This window comes from Nitratireductor sp. ZSWI3 (genome assembly GCF_024655565.1).
Taxonomy (GTDB): Bacteria; Pseudomonadota; Alphaproteobacteria; order Rhizobiales; family Rhizobiaceae; genus Nitratireductor.
Genome location: NZ_JANKOF010000035.1, coordinates 1 through 13,615, shown reverse-complemented (window position 1 = coordinate 13,615; position 13,615 = coordinate 1). Strand labels below are relative to the sequence as shown.

Sequence of the window (13,615 nt, the reverse complement as noted above, 5' to 3'; positions counted from 1 at the left end):
AAGGCCGCGGCGGGCGCGGCCAACCGACAAAGGGAGCACCTGATGACACTCGACGACGACACCTTCGAACCCCATCACGAGTCCTCGCCGACCGAGCACGCGCTGAACGAACTGGAACTCCACGGCTACCGCCACGATGGCCACGGTCCGGACCCACGCCTCGTCCCGGAGGACAATGTCATCGCCGGCGCCGTCTCCGACATCTTCGACGCCCTGATCGCCACCATGGCGGATACCGCCCTCGATGGCGAACTCGACGATCTGCTCTGGTCGACCGTCAACATGTTCCACCGCGCCGCCGACCGCCTCGAGCGCAAGCTCGACGACAATGAGCAGGCCCAAAAGCGCGGGCAACGCGAACAGGACGGCTCCGAAATCAAGGCCGTCGAGCTTGAACGGCTCATCGAGACCGGACAAGGCCTCATCGAACGCCGCGACAGCCTGGAAGTCTTCCGCGACAGCGCCGCCGAGCATTATCTGCGCACCACCGGATCGCCCTGGTCACCGCGCACCGGCTCGCAGGTGAATCATCGCGCCCTGACATCGGCGATTATCGACAGCCGGGACTTCATTGCCGAGCGCAAACGCGCCAGTCGCGAGGTGCTTTTGCCAGCCGGTCCGAAGGTCGCCGTCTCCGGAGGCTCCGACTTCAACGATCACAAGCTGATCTGGGACAAGCTCGACCAGGTGCATGCCAAGCACCCGGCCATGGTGCTGATGCACGGCAAGTCGCCAAAGGGCGCCGAGAAGATCGCCGCTCGCTGGGCCGATCATCGCAACGTCACTCAGATCGGATTCGCGCCCGACTGGACCAGGCATGGCCGCGCCGCGCCCTTCAAGCGCAACGACCAGATGCTCGATGTCCTTCCGATCGGGGTTATGGTGTTCCCCGGCACCGGCATTCAGGAAAACCTCGCAGACAAGGCCAGAAAGCTCGGCATCCCGGTGTGGCGGTTCGCATGAGCCGCCACAACTTCTCATATCGCGGACGAAGCTTCCGTTTCGGGCGACAGATCGGATGTCGGCTTTCATTCGGTTCTCGTGACAGATGGCCGAGCGGGGGCCTTTCAACACCGGCGGTTGGCAGATAGTCTCTTTAGTATGGTCATACTCCGAGGCTATCAGTTTAGCGTCTACAATCGTATTGCGCGGATTGCGCTTCACGAAAAGGGTGTCGCTTACGAAACCGAGGAAATAGACCCGTTCCAGACGGACGTGCCTCTCGACCATCTGAGACGGCACCCGTTTGGCCGCGTTCCAGTTCTAAGCCATGCTGGTTTCGATATTTACGAAACAACTGCCATTTGCCGCTACATTGAGGCCGCATTCGAGGGGCCACGCCTACTCCCGTCTGGAGCAAAGGCACTTGGCCGTGTCGCGCAAGTCATTTCGATCGTGGATTGCTACGGCTATCGACCTTTGGTCCGGCAAGTGTTCGCACATCGTGTTTTCCGCCCATCAGTTGGAGAAGACAGTGACGAAACCGAGATATCAAAAGGCTTAGAAGCGTCATTTCCCGTGTTGGGTGCCCTAAATGTGTTGGCTATGGAAGGCAACGTTCTTGATGGCCAGAATTTCACGTTGGCAGATTGCCATCTTGCGCCAATGATTGCGTATTTCGTCCAAGCTGCAGAGGGCGCAAATGCCTTGAAGTCCCATTCGGCTCTAGCGGATTGGTGGGCATACGCCGCTGACCGAAGAAGTGTCGAAGAGACTGATCCAGGCCTCCCATCAAGCTAGTGCTGTGATGATGAAAAGCCGTCGTTAAAGTGAGCGCCGTATCGTGTAATTTAGGCTCAATGTGGACCTTTACACTCGTCACTGAATCACGACTGTGATATTCTCTCTACTTGCGCCATGGTGGTGGTGGAGGCGCAACCGTTCGAACCTCATCTTGCGGAGACGCCACCATGATTATTGCTATTCTCGGATCCATCACCGCAATTGCAGTCCTTTGCTGGTTGCTGTTCACGCTTGCCATCTACGCTTTGCCGGCGCTCGGCTGCGTGGCGGCCGGAATGTGGGCCTATCAGACCGGAGCCGGCCTGCCGGGCAGCGTCCTTATCGGACTTGTTGGCGCGGGCCTCGTGTTCGGCCTTGCGCGGTTCCTCATCCTGTTCGCCCGGCCAATGTGGCTGAAACTCGCCGTAGCGCTTGCCTTCGTCGCACCTGCCGCCGTTGCAGGCTTTCACGCCACCCACGGCATCGTAAAACATCTCATGCCGTCTGAAACTTGGCAGACCGTCTTCTCCATAATCGGCGCGGTGGCGGTCGGCATCACTGCGTTCGTGCGCTTAGCCTCCATGGCCGCGCCCGGGCCTGCCGGACAGACGCCTGCCAGCATCTGAATGCCATTGCAGGCGAAGCCGGGACAGGGGCTGAGGTCTTGTGCCGCGTCCGTATTGAAGGCTGAGCAATATGGACGCGTGGTACGGGACGGACCGACTATTTCGGTTGAGCGCCGGCGCTCCCGGACGGCATGGCGGAATGTGCCCCGAACAGCGCGACCGGTACAGGTCGCAATGTGGCTTGTTTCCGCATCAGGTGGCATCGCTGGATATGAAGCGGACAGGCCTGCAGGGCCAAAGACTATTTCCGTTCCTTCGCCGGACATGAGCGGGGCACTCAGAGTTGCCATTCCCTCCTTGAACGATCCCTGTGAGCCGACCGCTCCAAACGGCCTCTTCAATGGGCTGATCTGGCCGAAGACCGGCTGCGCCTCGATCGCCTATGGCGCAATGGCGGCTTCCAACTTTCATCCCCTGGCCGCTGCGCGTCCATTCCTCGCGCAACAAGAAAGTTCTTCGGCTGCCATCCTCCGCTGACGCTGCGGTCGCAAGCGATGCGCCGTCGATCGCCTCCGGCCCCTCCGATCGCCATCGAGGCCGCATGGTGCGGGCTCGAAACCAGTGATCAAGGAGAACTACCATGGCAACCATCGGCACATTCAAGAAGTCCGGCAACGAATTCACCGGCGAAATCGTCACCCTCAACGTGCAGGCCAAGAACGTCCGCATCGTCCCCGAAACCAACCAGGCCAGCGAGAACGCTCCCAGCCACCGCGTCCTGGTCGGCCGCGCCGAAATCGGAGCAGCCTGGTCCAAGCAGTCGAACGAGGGTCGCGACTATCTCGGCCTCAAACTCGACGATCCGAGCTTCACCAGCCCCATCTACGCCAACCTCTTCGATGACGAGGACGGCGGTTTCAGCCTCATCTGGTCGCGCCCCACCCGTCGCAACGGCGAGTGAGGCCCGACAGGTTCCCGCCCGGCAGGCCCGGGCGGGACCTTTTCTTGTGCCGACCGAATCAGATGCGCCGTCAACCGCCGATTGCCCGATTCAAAACGGTTTTTTCCGCTTCCCAATCGATCAAAGACTACTATTATAGATGGGGTATTCGAGCGCTCCTGCACAGCAACTTCGAGCCTGGTTGAACCATTTAGGAGTTTCACCGGCACCATGCGGAGCTAATCATCTAGTTGCTATAAAATCCCAATGTCAGATAGCCGGTGAGCGTGAAGGGGGCACGCGCTCATGTTCCTTCATCGGTCTTCGGTCGTCCGCCTGAACGTTTTAGTGATAGCGGTAGAAAACAATCTATCTCGTCAGCACTGAACGTCATGTCTTCCATTTTCTGAAGACGCTTCTGAGCCTCAACGTAGGCTTTGCCATCCGTTTGTGGTGCAGATTGATAGAGTGCGGCGAGCATAGTCTGCAACTCGTCGCGACGCTCAACGGCCGCCTGCCGATCAAGAGCCGGCAGATCCGTGAGGAGCGAAAGGTAACACTCGCGGACGTTCCACAGTTTCGCCGCGGCATCGCGGTGTTTCTGCGCGGTCGCGCCCAAATCGAAGTTCTTGAGGTAGGTTGTCACAAAGAGCGTAAGGAATGACACCAGAACCGTTGCGACCTCGAGCCACGTCTCATTCGTTACAACTACACCAACAGCGCCCGTGCTCGTCGCTGCGGTGAGGACGATCTGTCCAACCTTAAACCGATTGAGTTTTTTGGTGCAGTTGTCGGCCATCCTCTCGTGCGTCTTGTGTGTATAGACCACCCGACCGAAGCACTCGCGGATTTGATCCTCAAGGGTGATGTCATAATCAAGCTGCATGGTCGCCTACTTCAGCGCTCTGTGCGCTAATGGGAACGAGGATGTCATCTCGCGCGACGACAACACCATTCAGGACCGCATAGCATTCCACAAGGTGGTTGCCCCGGAAGTCGGTGCTTTCACGCTGTTCCCAATTGCCATTGTCACGGATAATTTGGCCGCGGATCATGTCGCGCCGCTCAGCCTCGTCTCCTCGATTCAACACTTTCCAATAGATGTCGACGTCATCGGGGAGATCGGCGCCGTCCGCGACGAAGAATCGAAGTTTTTTCTTGCGCAGAAGGATGCCGTGCCGCTCGAGAAGGTCGAGCAAGCGTGTGGCCCGGAAGCCGTTCTGTGTAACCTCGCAGTCGATCCGCATGTCGTACCGGACATCCAACGGAAACCGATCCTCAACAAATTCCTCGGTGTTGCGAAACGCTGCTTTGGCGAGCGTGGCTTCTGTTTCCGACTTGGATGCGGGAGCGGGATAGCCATTGCCGAACACGTCTCGCCACTTCTGGCGCTCATTCGCTTGGCCGCTCGCCTCGATAGCCTTCAGGCAGAGTTCGTGGGCCTTCTTTGCCTTCCGCTCGAACCTCTTCTTTACCCGTACGCGCTGTCGGCTGCCGAGGGCGGCGTATTCCGACTGTTTGGGTTGGTCAGCCAGGAACTTGAAGAAATCTCGACACATATAATCGTAGTAGAGGTAACTTTTCTCGTCGTACTCATCGGTCGATTCGAGAAAGTTGTAGGCGAGCGTATCAATCAGAAGGCCGCCCATAGCCACGCCGTGCTTGTTCTTCCAAGCGCGAGCCATCTTACACAAGCGCCGGAGATTCCGATTCTTCCGCTCATTAGCCGCCCGCATCTCATCGAGTTCGGCTTGGGGCTTTGTGATCTTCCATGATCCTCCGTTCGCGGTGTCGGGATATTTGTAGCTTCCATCCGCCTCCCGAAAAGCTGGCATAACCTCAATATGGAAATCCTTATAGAGGACCCGCACAACTAGCCGATCGACCTTCACCGTTGTGGATGGATAGCGCGCCTTGATCGCATCCTTGGTGTCGCGAAGGAGCTCGTACTGTCCGCCATCCATGTAGGTATCCCACTCAGAGGCCGGGACAATATAGATCATGTCCAGATCGGAAATGCCCTTGATCGCCGTCCAACGACCATAGGAGCCGACCTGAAGGCTGTTGGCAGTTTTCGACTCGGTATCTCGAAATTGCTTGTTCAGCGCGGAGGTGATCTCGCCATAGCGAAGCGAGATAGTTGCTGAGTCATCTACTTTGATGTTGTCGAGGAAAGTCCTGAAGTCGTCCGCGATGCCCACGTTGCCCCCTGTCGGCTCTAGGGATGATGCACGCCGTAGGTTCCGAATCGACGAGCTGATGTTCCTATTTTGTACTCGTGCTACCGTATCCGTCAAACCACGCAACATGATCTGCCAACAGAAAAAATGCTGAAGGCTTCGTAGCGATCAAGTTCACAATGGTAGTTTTCGTGCGAAGACCCCGCGTTGCGATGTTCTCTCGCGAAGAACGACTGAAATAGTCGTAGTTTACAAAAACGTTCGAAGATTGGTTATGAGAAGTGCCGGTTCTTGATTCGAGAAGGGATTCGGCATGTCCCAAAATCACTATATCGGGCTGGATGTCTCGGCCCGCAGCGTCAATCTTTGCGTCGTCGATCACGATGGCCACGTCGCACACGAACGCAAGCTCTCCTCCGATCCCGAGGAGATCGCACAGCACATCCTGTCACTTCCGTTTAGGATCGTCCGCGTCGGTCTCGAAGCCGGCATGCTGTCGCAGCATATCTATGGGCGGATGGCTGAGGCCAATATTCCTGTCGTCTGTGTCGAAACCCGACACATGAAGGCGGCGCTCGCTGCGCAGCTCAACAAGACCGACAGGCACGATGCGCGCGGGATCGCGCAAATGATGCGCGTCGGTCTGTTCAAGCCGGTTCACGTTAAGACACCGAATAGTCAGCGCCTACGCACGATCCTCACCGCACGCCAACTTCTGCGGAACAAACTTCAGGACGTCGAGAACGAAATTCGCAGCCTCATCCGAAACTTCGGCTATCACCTTGGCAAGGTGACGGCTCGCGACTTCGAGCCTCGGGTGCGCGAGCTGATTGCCGACACGGACCTGCACGCCGTGGCGGACGCTCTGCTGCTGGCGCGGCGCGGATTGCGGGAGCAGTTCGGCCGGTTGGACGACATGCTTGTCCGATTGGCCCGCCAAGATGAAGTGGCACGCCGGTTCATGACCGTTCCTGGCGTCGGTCCTCTCGTCGCGCTGACGTTCCGAGCCACAGTCGATGTCCCAGCCCGCTTCACGCGCTCGCGAACAGTCGGCGCACACTTCGGACTGACACCGCGTAAGCAGCAATCCGGTGAGGTCGACCGCAGCGGCCGGATCTCGAGATGGGGCGATGAGATGATGCGAACTCTGCTCTATGAGGCCGCGCAAGTTCTGCTGACGCGAGTGAAACGGTGGTCGGCGCTCAGGGCATGGGGCGCACAGATCTCGCGACGCCGAGGCCACAAGAAAACGATCATCGCGCTGGCGCGGAAAATCGCCGTGATCCTCCATCGCATGCGGGTCGACGGAACGGAATTCGACTGGGGCAAACGGCCGGAAGGTGCGGCCTCATCGGCATAAGGTTCGACCGGGTTCAGTCCCGGTCGAGGCACCTCCCCGCGAGGGGACGGGGAACGGCGAGCGCGCAAATACGACTTGACCGCCAAGGCGATGCCGAGGTGATGTCGCAAAATGGATTGTCCCGCCGGCTCCTCTGATCCCATCCTGTGGCGGTCCCGTACCGACCACGAAGAGAAGCATGATCCTCGCGGGCGTGTCGCTAAACCTGGTCGTCGGGCTGGACCAGATCGACGTGGCTGACGCCGAGGGCCTGGGCCAGTTCATATAGCGTAATCACGGTCGGGTTCCTCCGGCCGCGTTCGAGGCTGCTGAGATATTGCTGGCTGAAGCCTGAACGTGCTTCGACCTCTTCCTGGGTCAGACCTTTCTCCCGACGCAGGCGGGCGAAGTTCCGGCCGACCAGTTTGCGCATATCCATGCGCAGGAAGATCGCGATTTACATACTTTAAGTTTATCAACTATAGTATGTAAATGAACCACCAGGGAGTGAGGGAAACCACGCTGTCAGGTTGGTCCGAATAGAGAAGTCGTTTTAGTGGCGTAAATGCCGGGGTCTGTAGGAGGTGATCATGCATGATCACCGCCCGACAGGCACGAGCCGCGCGCGCATTGCTCGGTTGGACACAAGAGATGCTCGCTGAGAAGGCCCTGGTTTCGCTGACCGCACTCAAGCGCCTCGAGTCCGTCAACGGACTCAAGGTGCATGAGAGCACGTGCGACCAGATTCGCCGGGCGCTGGAAGCAGCTGGCATCGTCTTCCTGTCCTCTGACCGAGGAGAAGGAGTGATGATTGTCGATGCAGCGAACCCTAACCAACCAGAAGCGCTGGCCTGACGACGGAGGTGCAAGGCGCAATGCGCCACTCCTTTCGCAGCGATTTTTCGGCGCGCCTCTACAAATTTTGTCAATTTACGTTAACCATATGCACCGAGGCCTCGCGCCGAGAGACCGGGGGACAGATGGGGCAAGCTGACTTTCTGGACGAGCCGCCGCACAGCGAACACCTGACCGAATACGATCGTGCGCACTTTGCGACCTATCTTCGCTTGCTCGATGCGGAGGCCGAGGCCGCGCATTGGGCTGAAGCAGTCCGCATCATCTTTGGTCTCGATCCCGACGTGCAGCCCGATCGCGCTCTGCACGTTCACCAGACACATCTCGCCCGCGCGCACTGGATGAGTGAGAACGGCTACCGCGATCTTCTTAGATCCGCCTATCACTGATCAGGTGATGCGTGCCCTGCATCGCTATATGCCGGTTGCTCGGCTATCCAAGTTTCAATTTTAACGCGATCTTCCAACGACCTGCGAACCACCGCGTAGAGTCGGGGAGGAAATCGGCATGGTGGCGGAAACGAACTGGCGCGACCCGACGGACTATCGATATCTGAACGGTCTGAATCCTTCCGAACTTGCCTGGGAGTTTCTCAGGCGCAACCCCGAATACGAAAAGGAAGTCTCGGCTTCCGATCCGGCAGACGATCACGCCGCGACCGCGCTGACGGCGCATTGGGGGTTACGCTTTCCCGATAGCGCCGAACTTGTCCGCACCCAATGCCGACATCTTTTGGAGCCCTGCTGTCGATCCGAGCGTCCTGATCTTCGCCCCTCAGCAGGGGCCGAACATGACCACCGTGAACTTCAAGGTCATTCCAGCCGATGCCCGAATATCGGATGAAGGTCTCTATATTCACTTCGTGATCGACACCGAGCACTTCGTGGCAATTTGCCTCGACGGCAGGGCGCCCGCCGGACCGGTCGCGGCAGTTACGCTCATCGACCAGTTCATGCAGGATCGAGTCGATGCAATTGTTCGGTTCCGCGATGCTGTCCTCCATCACCGGACATCGCCTGACACGCGATTGACGCCGCAACGCAGACAACGCCTTATCGAAAGCCTCCGCGCGATCGACGGTCGACGTGCAGGGGCTACCTATCAGGAAATCGCCGAGGCCGTCTTCGGCGCCGCTCCAGTCAACGCCATCACTTGGAAGTCCGCTCCTTTGCGCGACACCGTGATGCGTCGCACCGCCTCTGGTCTCGATCTCGTGGCGGGCGGTTATCGCAGGCTTCTTCTCGGACATCGCCCCAACTGAGACTAGCGGCCATCGGGGTGCGAATTTTCTTTCGAATCTTCGCACTCCCCCACGCCCTTTCTTCTCCGCCACCGTGACCCTGACGCTCCGCCCGTATCCGGCGGCGCCAACAAGGATCACGGAGGCACGATCATGCCCGCAGCCACCGCCGGTATACCGCCGCGCTATCTGAGAACGCCCGAAGCGGCCCGCTTCCTCAGCCTTTCCGCCCGAACCCTCGAGAAACACCGCACCTACGGGACTGGTCCCGCATACCGCAAACTCGGTGGTCGCGTCGTTTACTCCGTCGATGACCTGCAGGCCTGGGCGGAACGTGGCGCCAAGCGATCCACCTCCGACCCCGGCGTCGGCACGGTCCTTCCGGCCAAACGTCATGACGATCCGTCGTCTGCCGAGAACCGCTGATTACTCCCATGACGGCGCGGCCTCGCAGATCGGAACGGGACCAGCTTGAGCTGTTCCGCGCTCTACCGAGCGACCTGGCGCCGCGCGATGCGCAGGACCTCATGGCCTATCCCTTCTTTTCTCTCTCCAAGTCCCACCGCGTCGAGCCGATCGACTTCCGAGCGGGCGAGATCGCCATCCGCGTGGAAGCCGTTCCCGAGCATGGCATGGCCACGATCTGGGATGCGGACATCCTGATCTGGGCGGCCAGCCAGATCGTCGAGGCGCGCGACAACGGCTTTCGCACGTCGCGCCTGATCGCAACCACCCCATACGAAATCCTCACCTTCGTCGGACGCGGCACCAGTGCCCGCGACTATCGCCGGCTGAGAACCGCGCTCGACCGGCTGCAATCGACGACGGTCGCGACCACCCTGCGGCAGCCACCGTCCAATCCACGAGGGCGAAGCGAAGGTCCGCCGAGCAGTCGTACGACCGCTCGGCGCATGCATCGCTTTTCCTGGATCAACGAATGGACCGAGCGCGCCGATGCGTTCGGCAATCCCGACGGCATCGAGCTCATCGTGCCGGATTGGTTCTACAAGGCGGTGCTGGACGAGGCGCTCGTCCTCACCATCGACCGCGCCTATTTCGGCCTCACGGGCGGGATCGAGCGCTGGCTCTACCGGATCGTGCGCAAGCATGGCGGCAGGCAGAAGCGTGGCTGGCGGTTCGACTTCCGGCACCTCTACGTCAAATCCGGAAGCCTCTCGCCGTTCAAGCGCTTCGCCTTCGAACTGCGCGCGATCATCCAGCGACAACCGCTACCCGGCTACATGCTGTTTCTCGAGATCGAAGCGGGCGGGCGCACGCTGCTCGCATTCGAGCCGGCGCCCTGTGGACAGGCTGTGGAAGCCGTCGTGCTATCGGGAACCCGGACTATCGTGCCATCGGGAACCGACCCATCGTGCTATCGGGAACCCAAACCGGACCTAAACTCTTCCGCAGAAAGCAAAAACCGACCCCTTAACTTAGAGTCTAACAAAGAATCTAACTTTTTTAGGGGCCCGCATTCTGGGGAAAACCGCTCTCCGACGGGCCGAAAAGAGGATGAGCGGAGGCGGCAGACGGCGTTCTTCGAACGCGATGACGACGCTGTCTCCAAGAGCGAACCGGCCCGTACTGGCGCGGGAGACGCTTCATGATTGCGGCGTTCCTCAATCAGAAGGGCGGTGTCGGCAAGACGACGCTCGCCTTGCACCTCGCTGGTGAATGGGCGCGTGGTGGGAATAGCGTCACCCTAATCGACGCCGACCCGCAGGGATCGGCTCTCGACTGGTCGGAAAGGCGCAGCCATGAGGGCCTGCCACGGCGCTTCGGCGTCATTGGCCTCGCGCGAGACACGCTCCATCACGAAGCCCCGGAACTCGCCCGCAATGCCGACCATGTCGTCATTGACGGTCCGCCGCGGGTCGCAGGGTTGATGCGCTCGGCGCTACTGGCAGCCGACGTCATCCTCATTCCGGTGCAACCGTCACCTTTCGATGGCTGGGCCTCGGCGGAGATCCTGCGCCTGATCGAGGAGGCGCGGATATTCCGTCCGCAACTCGCCGTGCGCTTCGTCCTCAACCGCTGTCCAGCACGAACCATCATCGCGCGCGAAACCGGTGATGCGCTCGCCGACCAGGACCCGCCGGCGCTTAGAGCGACGATCGGCCAGCGCGTCATCTTCGCCTCGGCTGCTCAATCCGGCCGCCTCGTTTGCGAGTGCGACGCAGACGGCATCGCCGCGCGGGAAGTGACGGCACTGGCGCTCGAGATCGGAAGGCTCGCACCATGAGCGACCGTCCAAACCGCCGCGCCTTCGCCGCGAGGCCGGGCGATCCCGAGCACTGGATCAGGTCCGACGATGCTGCTCCCCGTGATGGCAAGCCTTCCGGATTCACGGCGCGCCTGACCATCGACATCACGCCGGAATTGCGCGGGCACATCAAGATCGCCGCTTTCCAGCGCGGCATCACCGTCGCCGACATGTTGCGCGACCTGCTCGCCCGCGAATTTCCGAATGGCGAAGGAGATCCCTCATGACCGGCACCGGCCCGATGCCTTCCGCCCACACTTCCGAGTCACTCACCCATGTCGAATTGACCTGGGTCGAAGGCAGGATCGAATACTGGATTCGCTTCGGCCGCGTAGCTGCCGAGCGGATCATCGACCGCCGCCGACGCGTCGTCTCCTTCCGACCCGGCGCCATCTTCGGTTTCGTGCGCTGGGCGGCCAATGACTATGGCACTGTCATCTCCCGCATCGACATCGTGCGCGCCGTCGAGCACGGCGCCGCATATCAGACCCTGCCCTTCGTGCGACCCGGCGGGGAAATCCTGCTCAAGATCGAAGGCTGGCCGAAGGTCGAGAAGGTGCTCCAGCACATCGACGCGGTGGAAGCCACGGACGTCGATCCCTGCGACGCCGCGCCCGATCACTGGCGCCATGTGGCGCACCGGATGAGCGCCGGCCAGGAACCGCGTCCCTACACGCGGGAGCGTCATCAGGCATGGCTCAAGCGGCGGGAGATCGAACGATGACCCGCTTCGGCTACGTCATGCTGACCTACTTCACCGCCATGGGCGTCGCTGCGGCCGCCATCGTTCCGACAGCGCTGAAGCTCGTCTGGAACGTGTCGGCCAGCGCACCAATCGGGCTCTACCGCATCGAACCCGCCGCGCATCTCGACGTCCCCGATCTGGTCGCCGTGATGCCGCCCGAGCCTCTCGAGGATTTCATGGTCGAGCGCGGTTACATCGGCCGCGACGTACCGATCTTGAAGCGCGTTCTCGGCCTGCCGGGACAGCGCATATGTCGCATCGACCACACCATCACGGTCGACGGAATCGCGATGGGCGAAGCGCGCGACCGTGATCGCCTGGATCGGCCGCTGCCGGTCTGGAGCGGCTGTCGCACCGTCGCTGCGGACGAGCTCTTCCTCATGAACTGGCAAGTCCCCGACAGCCTCGACGGGCGATATTTCGGTCCGCTTTCGGCGACGACCGTCATCGGCCGGGCTGTCCCTCTCTACACCGACGAAGACGGCGATGGCCGCTTCGTCTGGCGCGCGCCGACGCGGTGACGACGCACGCCTTCCCGCAATCCCACCGCATCCAAACAGGAGATCCATCATGCCCCAGATCGGTCAATTCACGCGCACACCAGACGGGTATAGCGGTCGCATGCGCTCGCTGTCCCTCGATTGCGCGCTCACCTTCGTCACAGCCGAGAATGCCGACAGCGAGAACGCGCCAGCCTATCGCGTACATCTCGGCGACGAGACCGGCCCGGAAGTCGGTGCCGGCTGGAAACATACCGGCGACCGCGCCGGCACATTCATCTCCGTCGTCCTCGATGACCCGGCATTCGCGTTTCCGGTGCGCGCCCGGCTGTTCCAGTCGGACGAGGATGGGCGCGACTGGGGCCTGCACTGGACCCGTCCGAAGAAGCGCGACGAGCAGGACTGATCGATGCCGCTCATCGGTCCGTCAGCTTCATTGCGGCGGTGCGGTTCCTGCGGCCGCATCGCCCTCCTTCTCCTTTTCGGCCTTCCGCTCGCTCTACTCGACAGCGGCAGCGCATCCGCACAACCCGTGCCTGTCCAGCAACAGAATATCCGCGAATCCATCGGTGCATACATTGCTGAAGCGGCGCAGCGTTTCGGTGTTCCCGAGCGCTGGATCATGGCCGTCATGGGCGGCGAAAGCGATGGCGACACACGCGCCATCTCCGACGCCGGAGCGCAGGGATTGATGCAGGTCATGCCGGCGACCTGGGATGATCTGCGCACCCGATATCATCTCGGATCCGATCCCTTCGATCCGCACGACAACATCCTCGCCGGCGCGGCTTATCTGCGCGAGATGTACGACCGCTATCGCACAATCCCGGCGATGCTGGCGGCCTACAATGCGGGGCCAGATCGCTATGACGAATATCTTACGACCGGCCGACCGCTGCCCGCGGAAACACGCGCCTATGTTGATCTGCTTGCACCGGCGCTGGGCGCAACGGTGCCGTCGCCCGGCGCTCCGGCTGCGCCATCGCCGCCCGACTGGCGTGAGGCGCCGCTGTTCGTCCCGCGCTCAGTTGACCGCCGGACAGTCGCGGACCGCACCACCGACAAACACCCGGACGACACTTCCGCTTCCGTGCCGGTGCAGCGGAATCCCGAGGATCAGTTACATCCGAAAGCGATCTTCGTTGCTCAGGATGACACGAGGGGTGAACCATGACACGTTGCAGCTCTCATCGCATGACCTCGGGCTCTGGTGTGTCATGGAGTGCGCGAAGGGTAGCCGCAGGAACCACAACCGACCGATT

20 protein-coding genes are annotated in these 13,615 nt (G+C 60.8%); 17 read left to right on the top strand and 3 right to left on the bottom strand.

Annotated elements, in window-relative coordinates; translation table 11 throughout:
• Window positions 1–42 precede the first annotated feature (42 nt).
• From NUU27_RS12660 to NUU27_RS12645, 4 genes are all read left to right on the top strand, one after another.
• Window positions 43–963, top strand: a complete 921-nt coding sequence (locus NUU27_RS12660) for a DUF2493 domain-containing protein (protein ID WP_257762473.1) — start codon at window positions 43–45, stop codon at window positions 961–963.
• Window positions 964–1,101: 138 nt separating this feature from the next.
• Window positions 1,102–1,740: a glutathione S-transferase family protein gene (locus NUU27_RS12655; RefSeq protein ID WP_257762472.1), complete on the top strand. Its 639-nt coding sequence runs from the start codon at window positions 1,102–1,104 to the stop codon at window positions 1,738–1,740.
• A 170-nt stretch (window positions 1,741–1,910) separates the two neighbouring features.
• The gene (locus NUU27_RS12650; protein WP_257762471.1) at window positions 1,911–2,348 is read left to right on the top strand and encodes a hypothetical protein; all 438 of its coding nucleotides are present in this window, start codon (window positions 1,911–1,913) and stop codon (window positions 2,346–2,348) included.
• A 580-nt stretch (window positions 2,349–2,928) separates the two neighbouring features.
• Window positions 2,929–3,249 (top strand): DUF736 domain-containing protein, encoded by a 321-nt coding sequence (locus tag NUU27_RS12645; RefSeq protein ID WP_257762470.1) that lies wholly within the window; start codon window positions 2,929–2,931, stop codon window positions 3,247–3,249.
• Between the two features lie 283 nt (window positions 3,250–3,532).
• Here NUU27_RS12645 and NUU27_RS12640 read toward each other — a convergent pair whose 3' ends face one another.
• Complete coding sequence (locus NUU27_RS12640) at window positions 3,533–4,114, bottom strand: SLATT domain-containing protein (protein WP_151610485.1); 582 nt, start codon at window positions 4,112–4,114, stop codon at window positions 3,533–3,535.
• Window positions 4,104–5,429 carry a nucleotidyltransferase gene (locus NUU27_RS12635; RefSeq protein ID WP_257762469.1) on the bottom strand — a complete coding sequence of 442 codons (1,326 nt, stop codon included), beginning with the start codon at window positions 5,427–5,429 and terminating at the stop codon, window positions 4,104–4,106. Before NUU27_RS12635 ends, NUU27_RS12640 begins: the two co-directional genes overlap by 11 nt.
• Window positions 5,430–5,721: 292 nt before the next feature.
• Between NUU27_RS12635 and NUU27_RS12630 the strand changes: the two genes are divergently transcribed.
• Window positions 5,722–6,768 carry an IS110 family transposase gene (locus NUU27_RS12630; protein WP_257762468.1) on the top strand — a complete coding sequence of 349 codons (1,047 nt, stop codon included), beginning with the start codon at window positions 5,722–5,724 and terminating at the stop codon, window positions 6,766–6,768.
• A gap of 199 nt (window positions 6,769–6,967) precedes the next feature.
• Here NUU27_RS12630 and NUU27_RS12625 read toward each other — a convergent pair whose 3' ends face one another.
• Window positions 6,968–7,186 (bottom strand): helix-turn-helix domain-containing protein, encoded by a 219-nt coding sequence (locus NUU27_RS12625; RefSeq protein WP_151610482.1) that lies wholly within the window; start codon window positions 7,184–7,186, stop codon window positions 6,968–6,970.
• A 155-nt stretch (window positions 7,187–7,341) separates the two neighbouring features.
• On the opposite strand from NUU27_RS12625, the gene NUU27_RS12620 reads away from it, so the two are divergent.
• From NUU27_RS12620 to NUU27_RS12565, 12 genes are all read left to right on the top strand, one after another.
• On the top strand, window positions 7,342–7,602 hold the full coding sequence (locus NUU27_RS12620; protein WP_257762467.1) for a helix-turn-helix domain-containing protein: 261 nt from the start codon (window positions 7,342–7,344) through the stop codon (window positions 7,600–7,602).
• A 20-nt stretch (window positions 7,603–7,622) separates the two neighbouring features.
• On the top strand, window positions 7,623–7,991 hold the full coding sequence (locus NUU27_RS12615; RefSeq protein ID WP_308219964.1) for a DUF2285 domain-containing protein: 369 nt from the start codon (window positions 7,623–7,625) through the stop codon (window positions 7,989–7,991).
• A gap of 118 nt (window positions 7,992–8,109) precedes the next feature.
• Window positions 8,110–8,445 carry a transcriptional regulator domain-containing protein gene (locus tag NUU27_RS12610; protein WP_257762466.1) on the top strand — a complete coding sequence of 112 codons (336 nt, stop codon included), beginning with the start codon at window positions 8,110–8,112 and terminating at the stop codon, window positions 8,443–8,445.
• Window positions 8,393–8,863, top strand: a complete 471-nt coding sequence (locus NUU27_RS12605) for a DUF2285 domain-containing protein (RefSeq protein ID WP_257762465.1) — start codon at window positions 8,393–8,395, stop codon at window positions 8,861–8,863. The genes NUU27_RS12610 and NUU27_RS12605 overlap by 53 nt, the downstream gene beginning before the upstream one ends.
• Window positions 8,864–8,995: 132 nt before the next feature.
• Window positions 8,996–9,268, top strand: a complete 273-nt coding sequence (locus tag NUU27_RS12600) for an AlpA family transcriptional regulator (protein ID WP_257762464.1) — start codon at window positions 8,996–8,998, stop codon at window positions 9,266–9,268.
• Between the two features lie 8 nt (window positions 9,269–9,276).
• Window positions 9,277–10,452, top strand: coding sequence for a replication initiator protein A (locus NUU27_RS12595; protein WP_257762463.1), 1,176 nt, complete (start codon window positions 9,277–9,279; stop codon window positions 10,450–10,452).
• A complete protein-coding gene (parA, locus tag NUU27_RS12590; protein WP_257762462.1) occupies window positions 10,449–11,087 on the top strand; it encodes a ParA family partition ATPase in 639 nt (212 codons plus the stop codon). The genes NUU27_RS12595 and parA overlap by 4 nt, the downstream gene beginning before the upstream one ends.
• Window positions 11,084–11,335 (top strand): hypothetical protein, encoded by a 252-nt coding sequence (locus tag NUU27_RS12585; RefSeq protein WP_257762461.1) that lies wholly within the window; start codon window positions 11,084–11,086, stop codon window positions 11,333–11,335. The genes parA and NUU27_RS12585 overlap by 4 nt, the downstream gene beginning before the upstream one ends.
• Window positions 11,332–11,832, top strand: a complete 501-nt coding sequence (locus tag NUU27_RS12580) for a DUF2840 domain-containing protein (protein WP_257762460.1) — start codon at window positions 11,332–11,334, stop codon at window positions 11,830–11,832. The genes NUU27_RS12585 and NUU27_RS12580 overlap by 4 nt, the downstream gene beginning before the upstream one ends.
• Window positions 11,829–12,374: a S26 family signal peptidase gene (locus NUU27_RS12575; protein ID WP_257762459.1), complete on the top strand. Its 546-nt coding sequence runs from the start codon at window positions 11,829–11,831 to the stop codon at window positions 12,372–12,374. Before NUU27_RS12580 ends, NUU27_RS12575 begins: the two co-directional genes overlap by 4 nt.
• A 49-nt stretch (window positions 12,375–12,423) precedes the next feature.
• Window positions 12,424–12,759, top strand: coding sequence for a DUF736 domain-containing protein (locus NUU27_RS12570; RefSeq protein ID WP_257762458.1), 336 nt, complete (start codon window positions 12,424–12,426; stop codon window positions 12,757–12,759).
• A 3-nt stretch (window positions 12,760–12,762) separates the two neighbouring features.
• Entirely contained in the window at window positions 12,763–13,527 is a 765-nt protein-coding gene (locus NUU27_RS12565) for a transglycosylase SLT domain-containing protein (protein ID WP_257762457.1), read from the top strand.
• Window positions 13,528–13,615 lie beyond the last annotated feature (88 nt).

Bases quoted from the DNA above. Each gene is read 5' to 3' on its own strand.
- NUU27_RS12660 (WP_257762473.1), top strand. From the start codon at position 43: ATGACACTCGACGACGACACCTTCGAACCCCATCACGAGTCCTCGCCG.
- NUU27_RS12655 (WP_257762472.1), top strand. From the start codon at position 1,102: ATGGTCATACTCCGAGGCTATCAGTTTAGCGTCTACAATCGTATTGCG.
- NUU27_RS12650 (WP_257762471.1), top strand. From the start codon at position 1,911: ATGATTATTGCTATTCTCGGATCCATCACCGCAATTGCAGTCCTTTGC.
- NUU27_RS12645 (WP_257762470.1), top strand. From the start codon at position 2,929: ATGGCAACCATCGGCACATTCAAGAAGTCCGGCAACGAATTCACCGGC.
- NUU27_RS12640 (WP_151610485.1), bottom strand. From the start codon at position 4,114: ATGCAGCTTGATTATGACATCACCCTTGAGGATCAAATCCGCGAGTGC.
- NUU27_RS12630 (WP_257762468.1), top strand. From the start codon at position 5,722: ATGTCCCAAAATCACTATATCGGGCTGGATGTCTCGGCCCGCAGCGTC.
- NUU27_RS12625 (WP_151610482.1), bottom strand. From the start codon at position 7,186: ATGGATATGCGCAAACTGGTCGGCCGGAACTTCGCCCGCCTGCGTCGG.
- NUU27_RS12620 (WP_257762467.1), top strand. From the start codon at position 7,342: ATGATCACCGCCCGACAGGCACGAGCCGCGCGCGCATTGCTCGGTTGG.
- NUU27_RS12615 (WP_308219964.1), top strand. From the start codon at position 7,623: ATGCGCCACTCCTTTCGCAGCGATTTTTCGGCGCGCCTCTACAAATTT.
- NUU27_RS12610 (WP_257762466.1), top strand. From the start codon at position 8,110: ATGGTGGCGGAAACGAACTGGCGCGACCCGACGGACTATCGATATCTG.
- NUU27_RS12605 (WP_257762465.1), top strand. From the start codon at position 8,393: ATGACCACCGTGAACTTCAAGGTCATTCCAGCCGATGCCCGAATATCG.
- NUU27_RS12600 (WP_257762464.1), top strand. From the start codon at position 8,996: ATGCCCGCAGCCACCGCCGGTATACCGCCGCGCTATCTGAGAACGCCC.
- NUU27_RS12595 (WP_257762463.1), top strand. From the start codon at position 9,277: ATGACGGCGCGGCCTCGCAGATCGGAACGGGACCAGCTTGAGCTGTTC.
- parA (WP_257762462.1), top strand. From the start codon at position 10,449: ATGATTGCGGCGTTCCTCAATCAGAAGGGCGGTGTCGGCAAGACGACG.
- NUU27_RS12585 (WP_257762461.1), top strand. From the start codon at position 11,084: ATGAGCGACCGTCCAAACCGCCGCGCCTTCGCCGCGAGGCCGGGCGAT.
- NUU27_RS12580 (WP_257762460.1), top strand. From the start codon at position 11,332: ATGACCGGCACCGGCCCGATGCCTTCCGCCCACACTTCCGAGTCACTC.
- NUU27_RS12575 (WP_257762459.1), top strand. From the start codon at position 11,829: ATGACCCGCTTCGGCTACGTCATGCTGACCTACTTCACCGCCATGGGC.
- NUU27_RS12570 (WP_257762458.1), top strand. From the start codon at position 12,424: ATGCCCCAGATCGGTCAATTCACGCGCACACCAGACGGGTATAGCGGT.
- NUU27_RS12565 (WP_257762457.1), top strand. From the start codon at position 12,763: ATGCCGCTCATCGGTCCGTCAGCTTCATTGCGGCGGTGCGGTTCCTGC.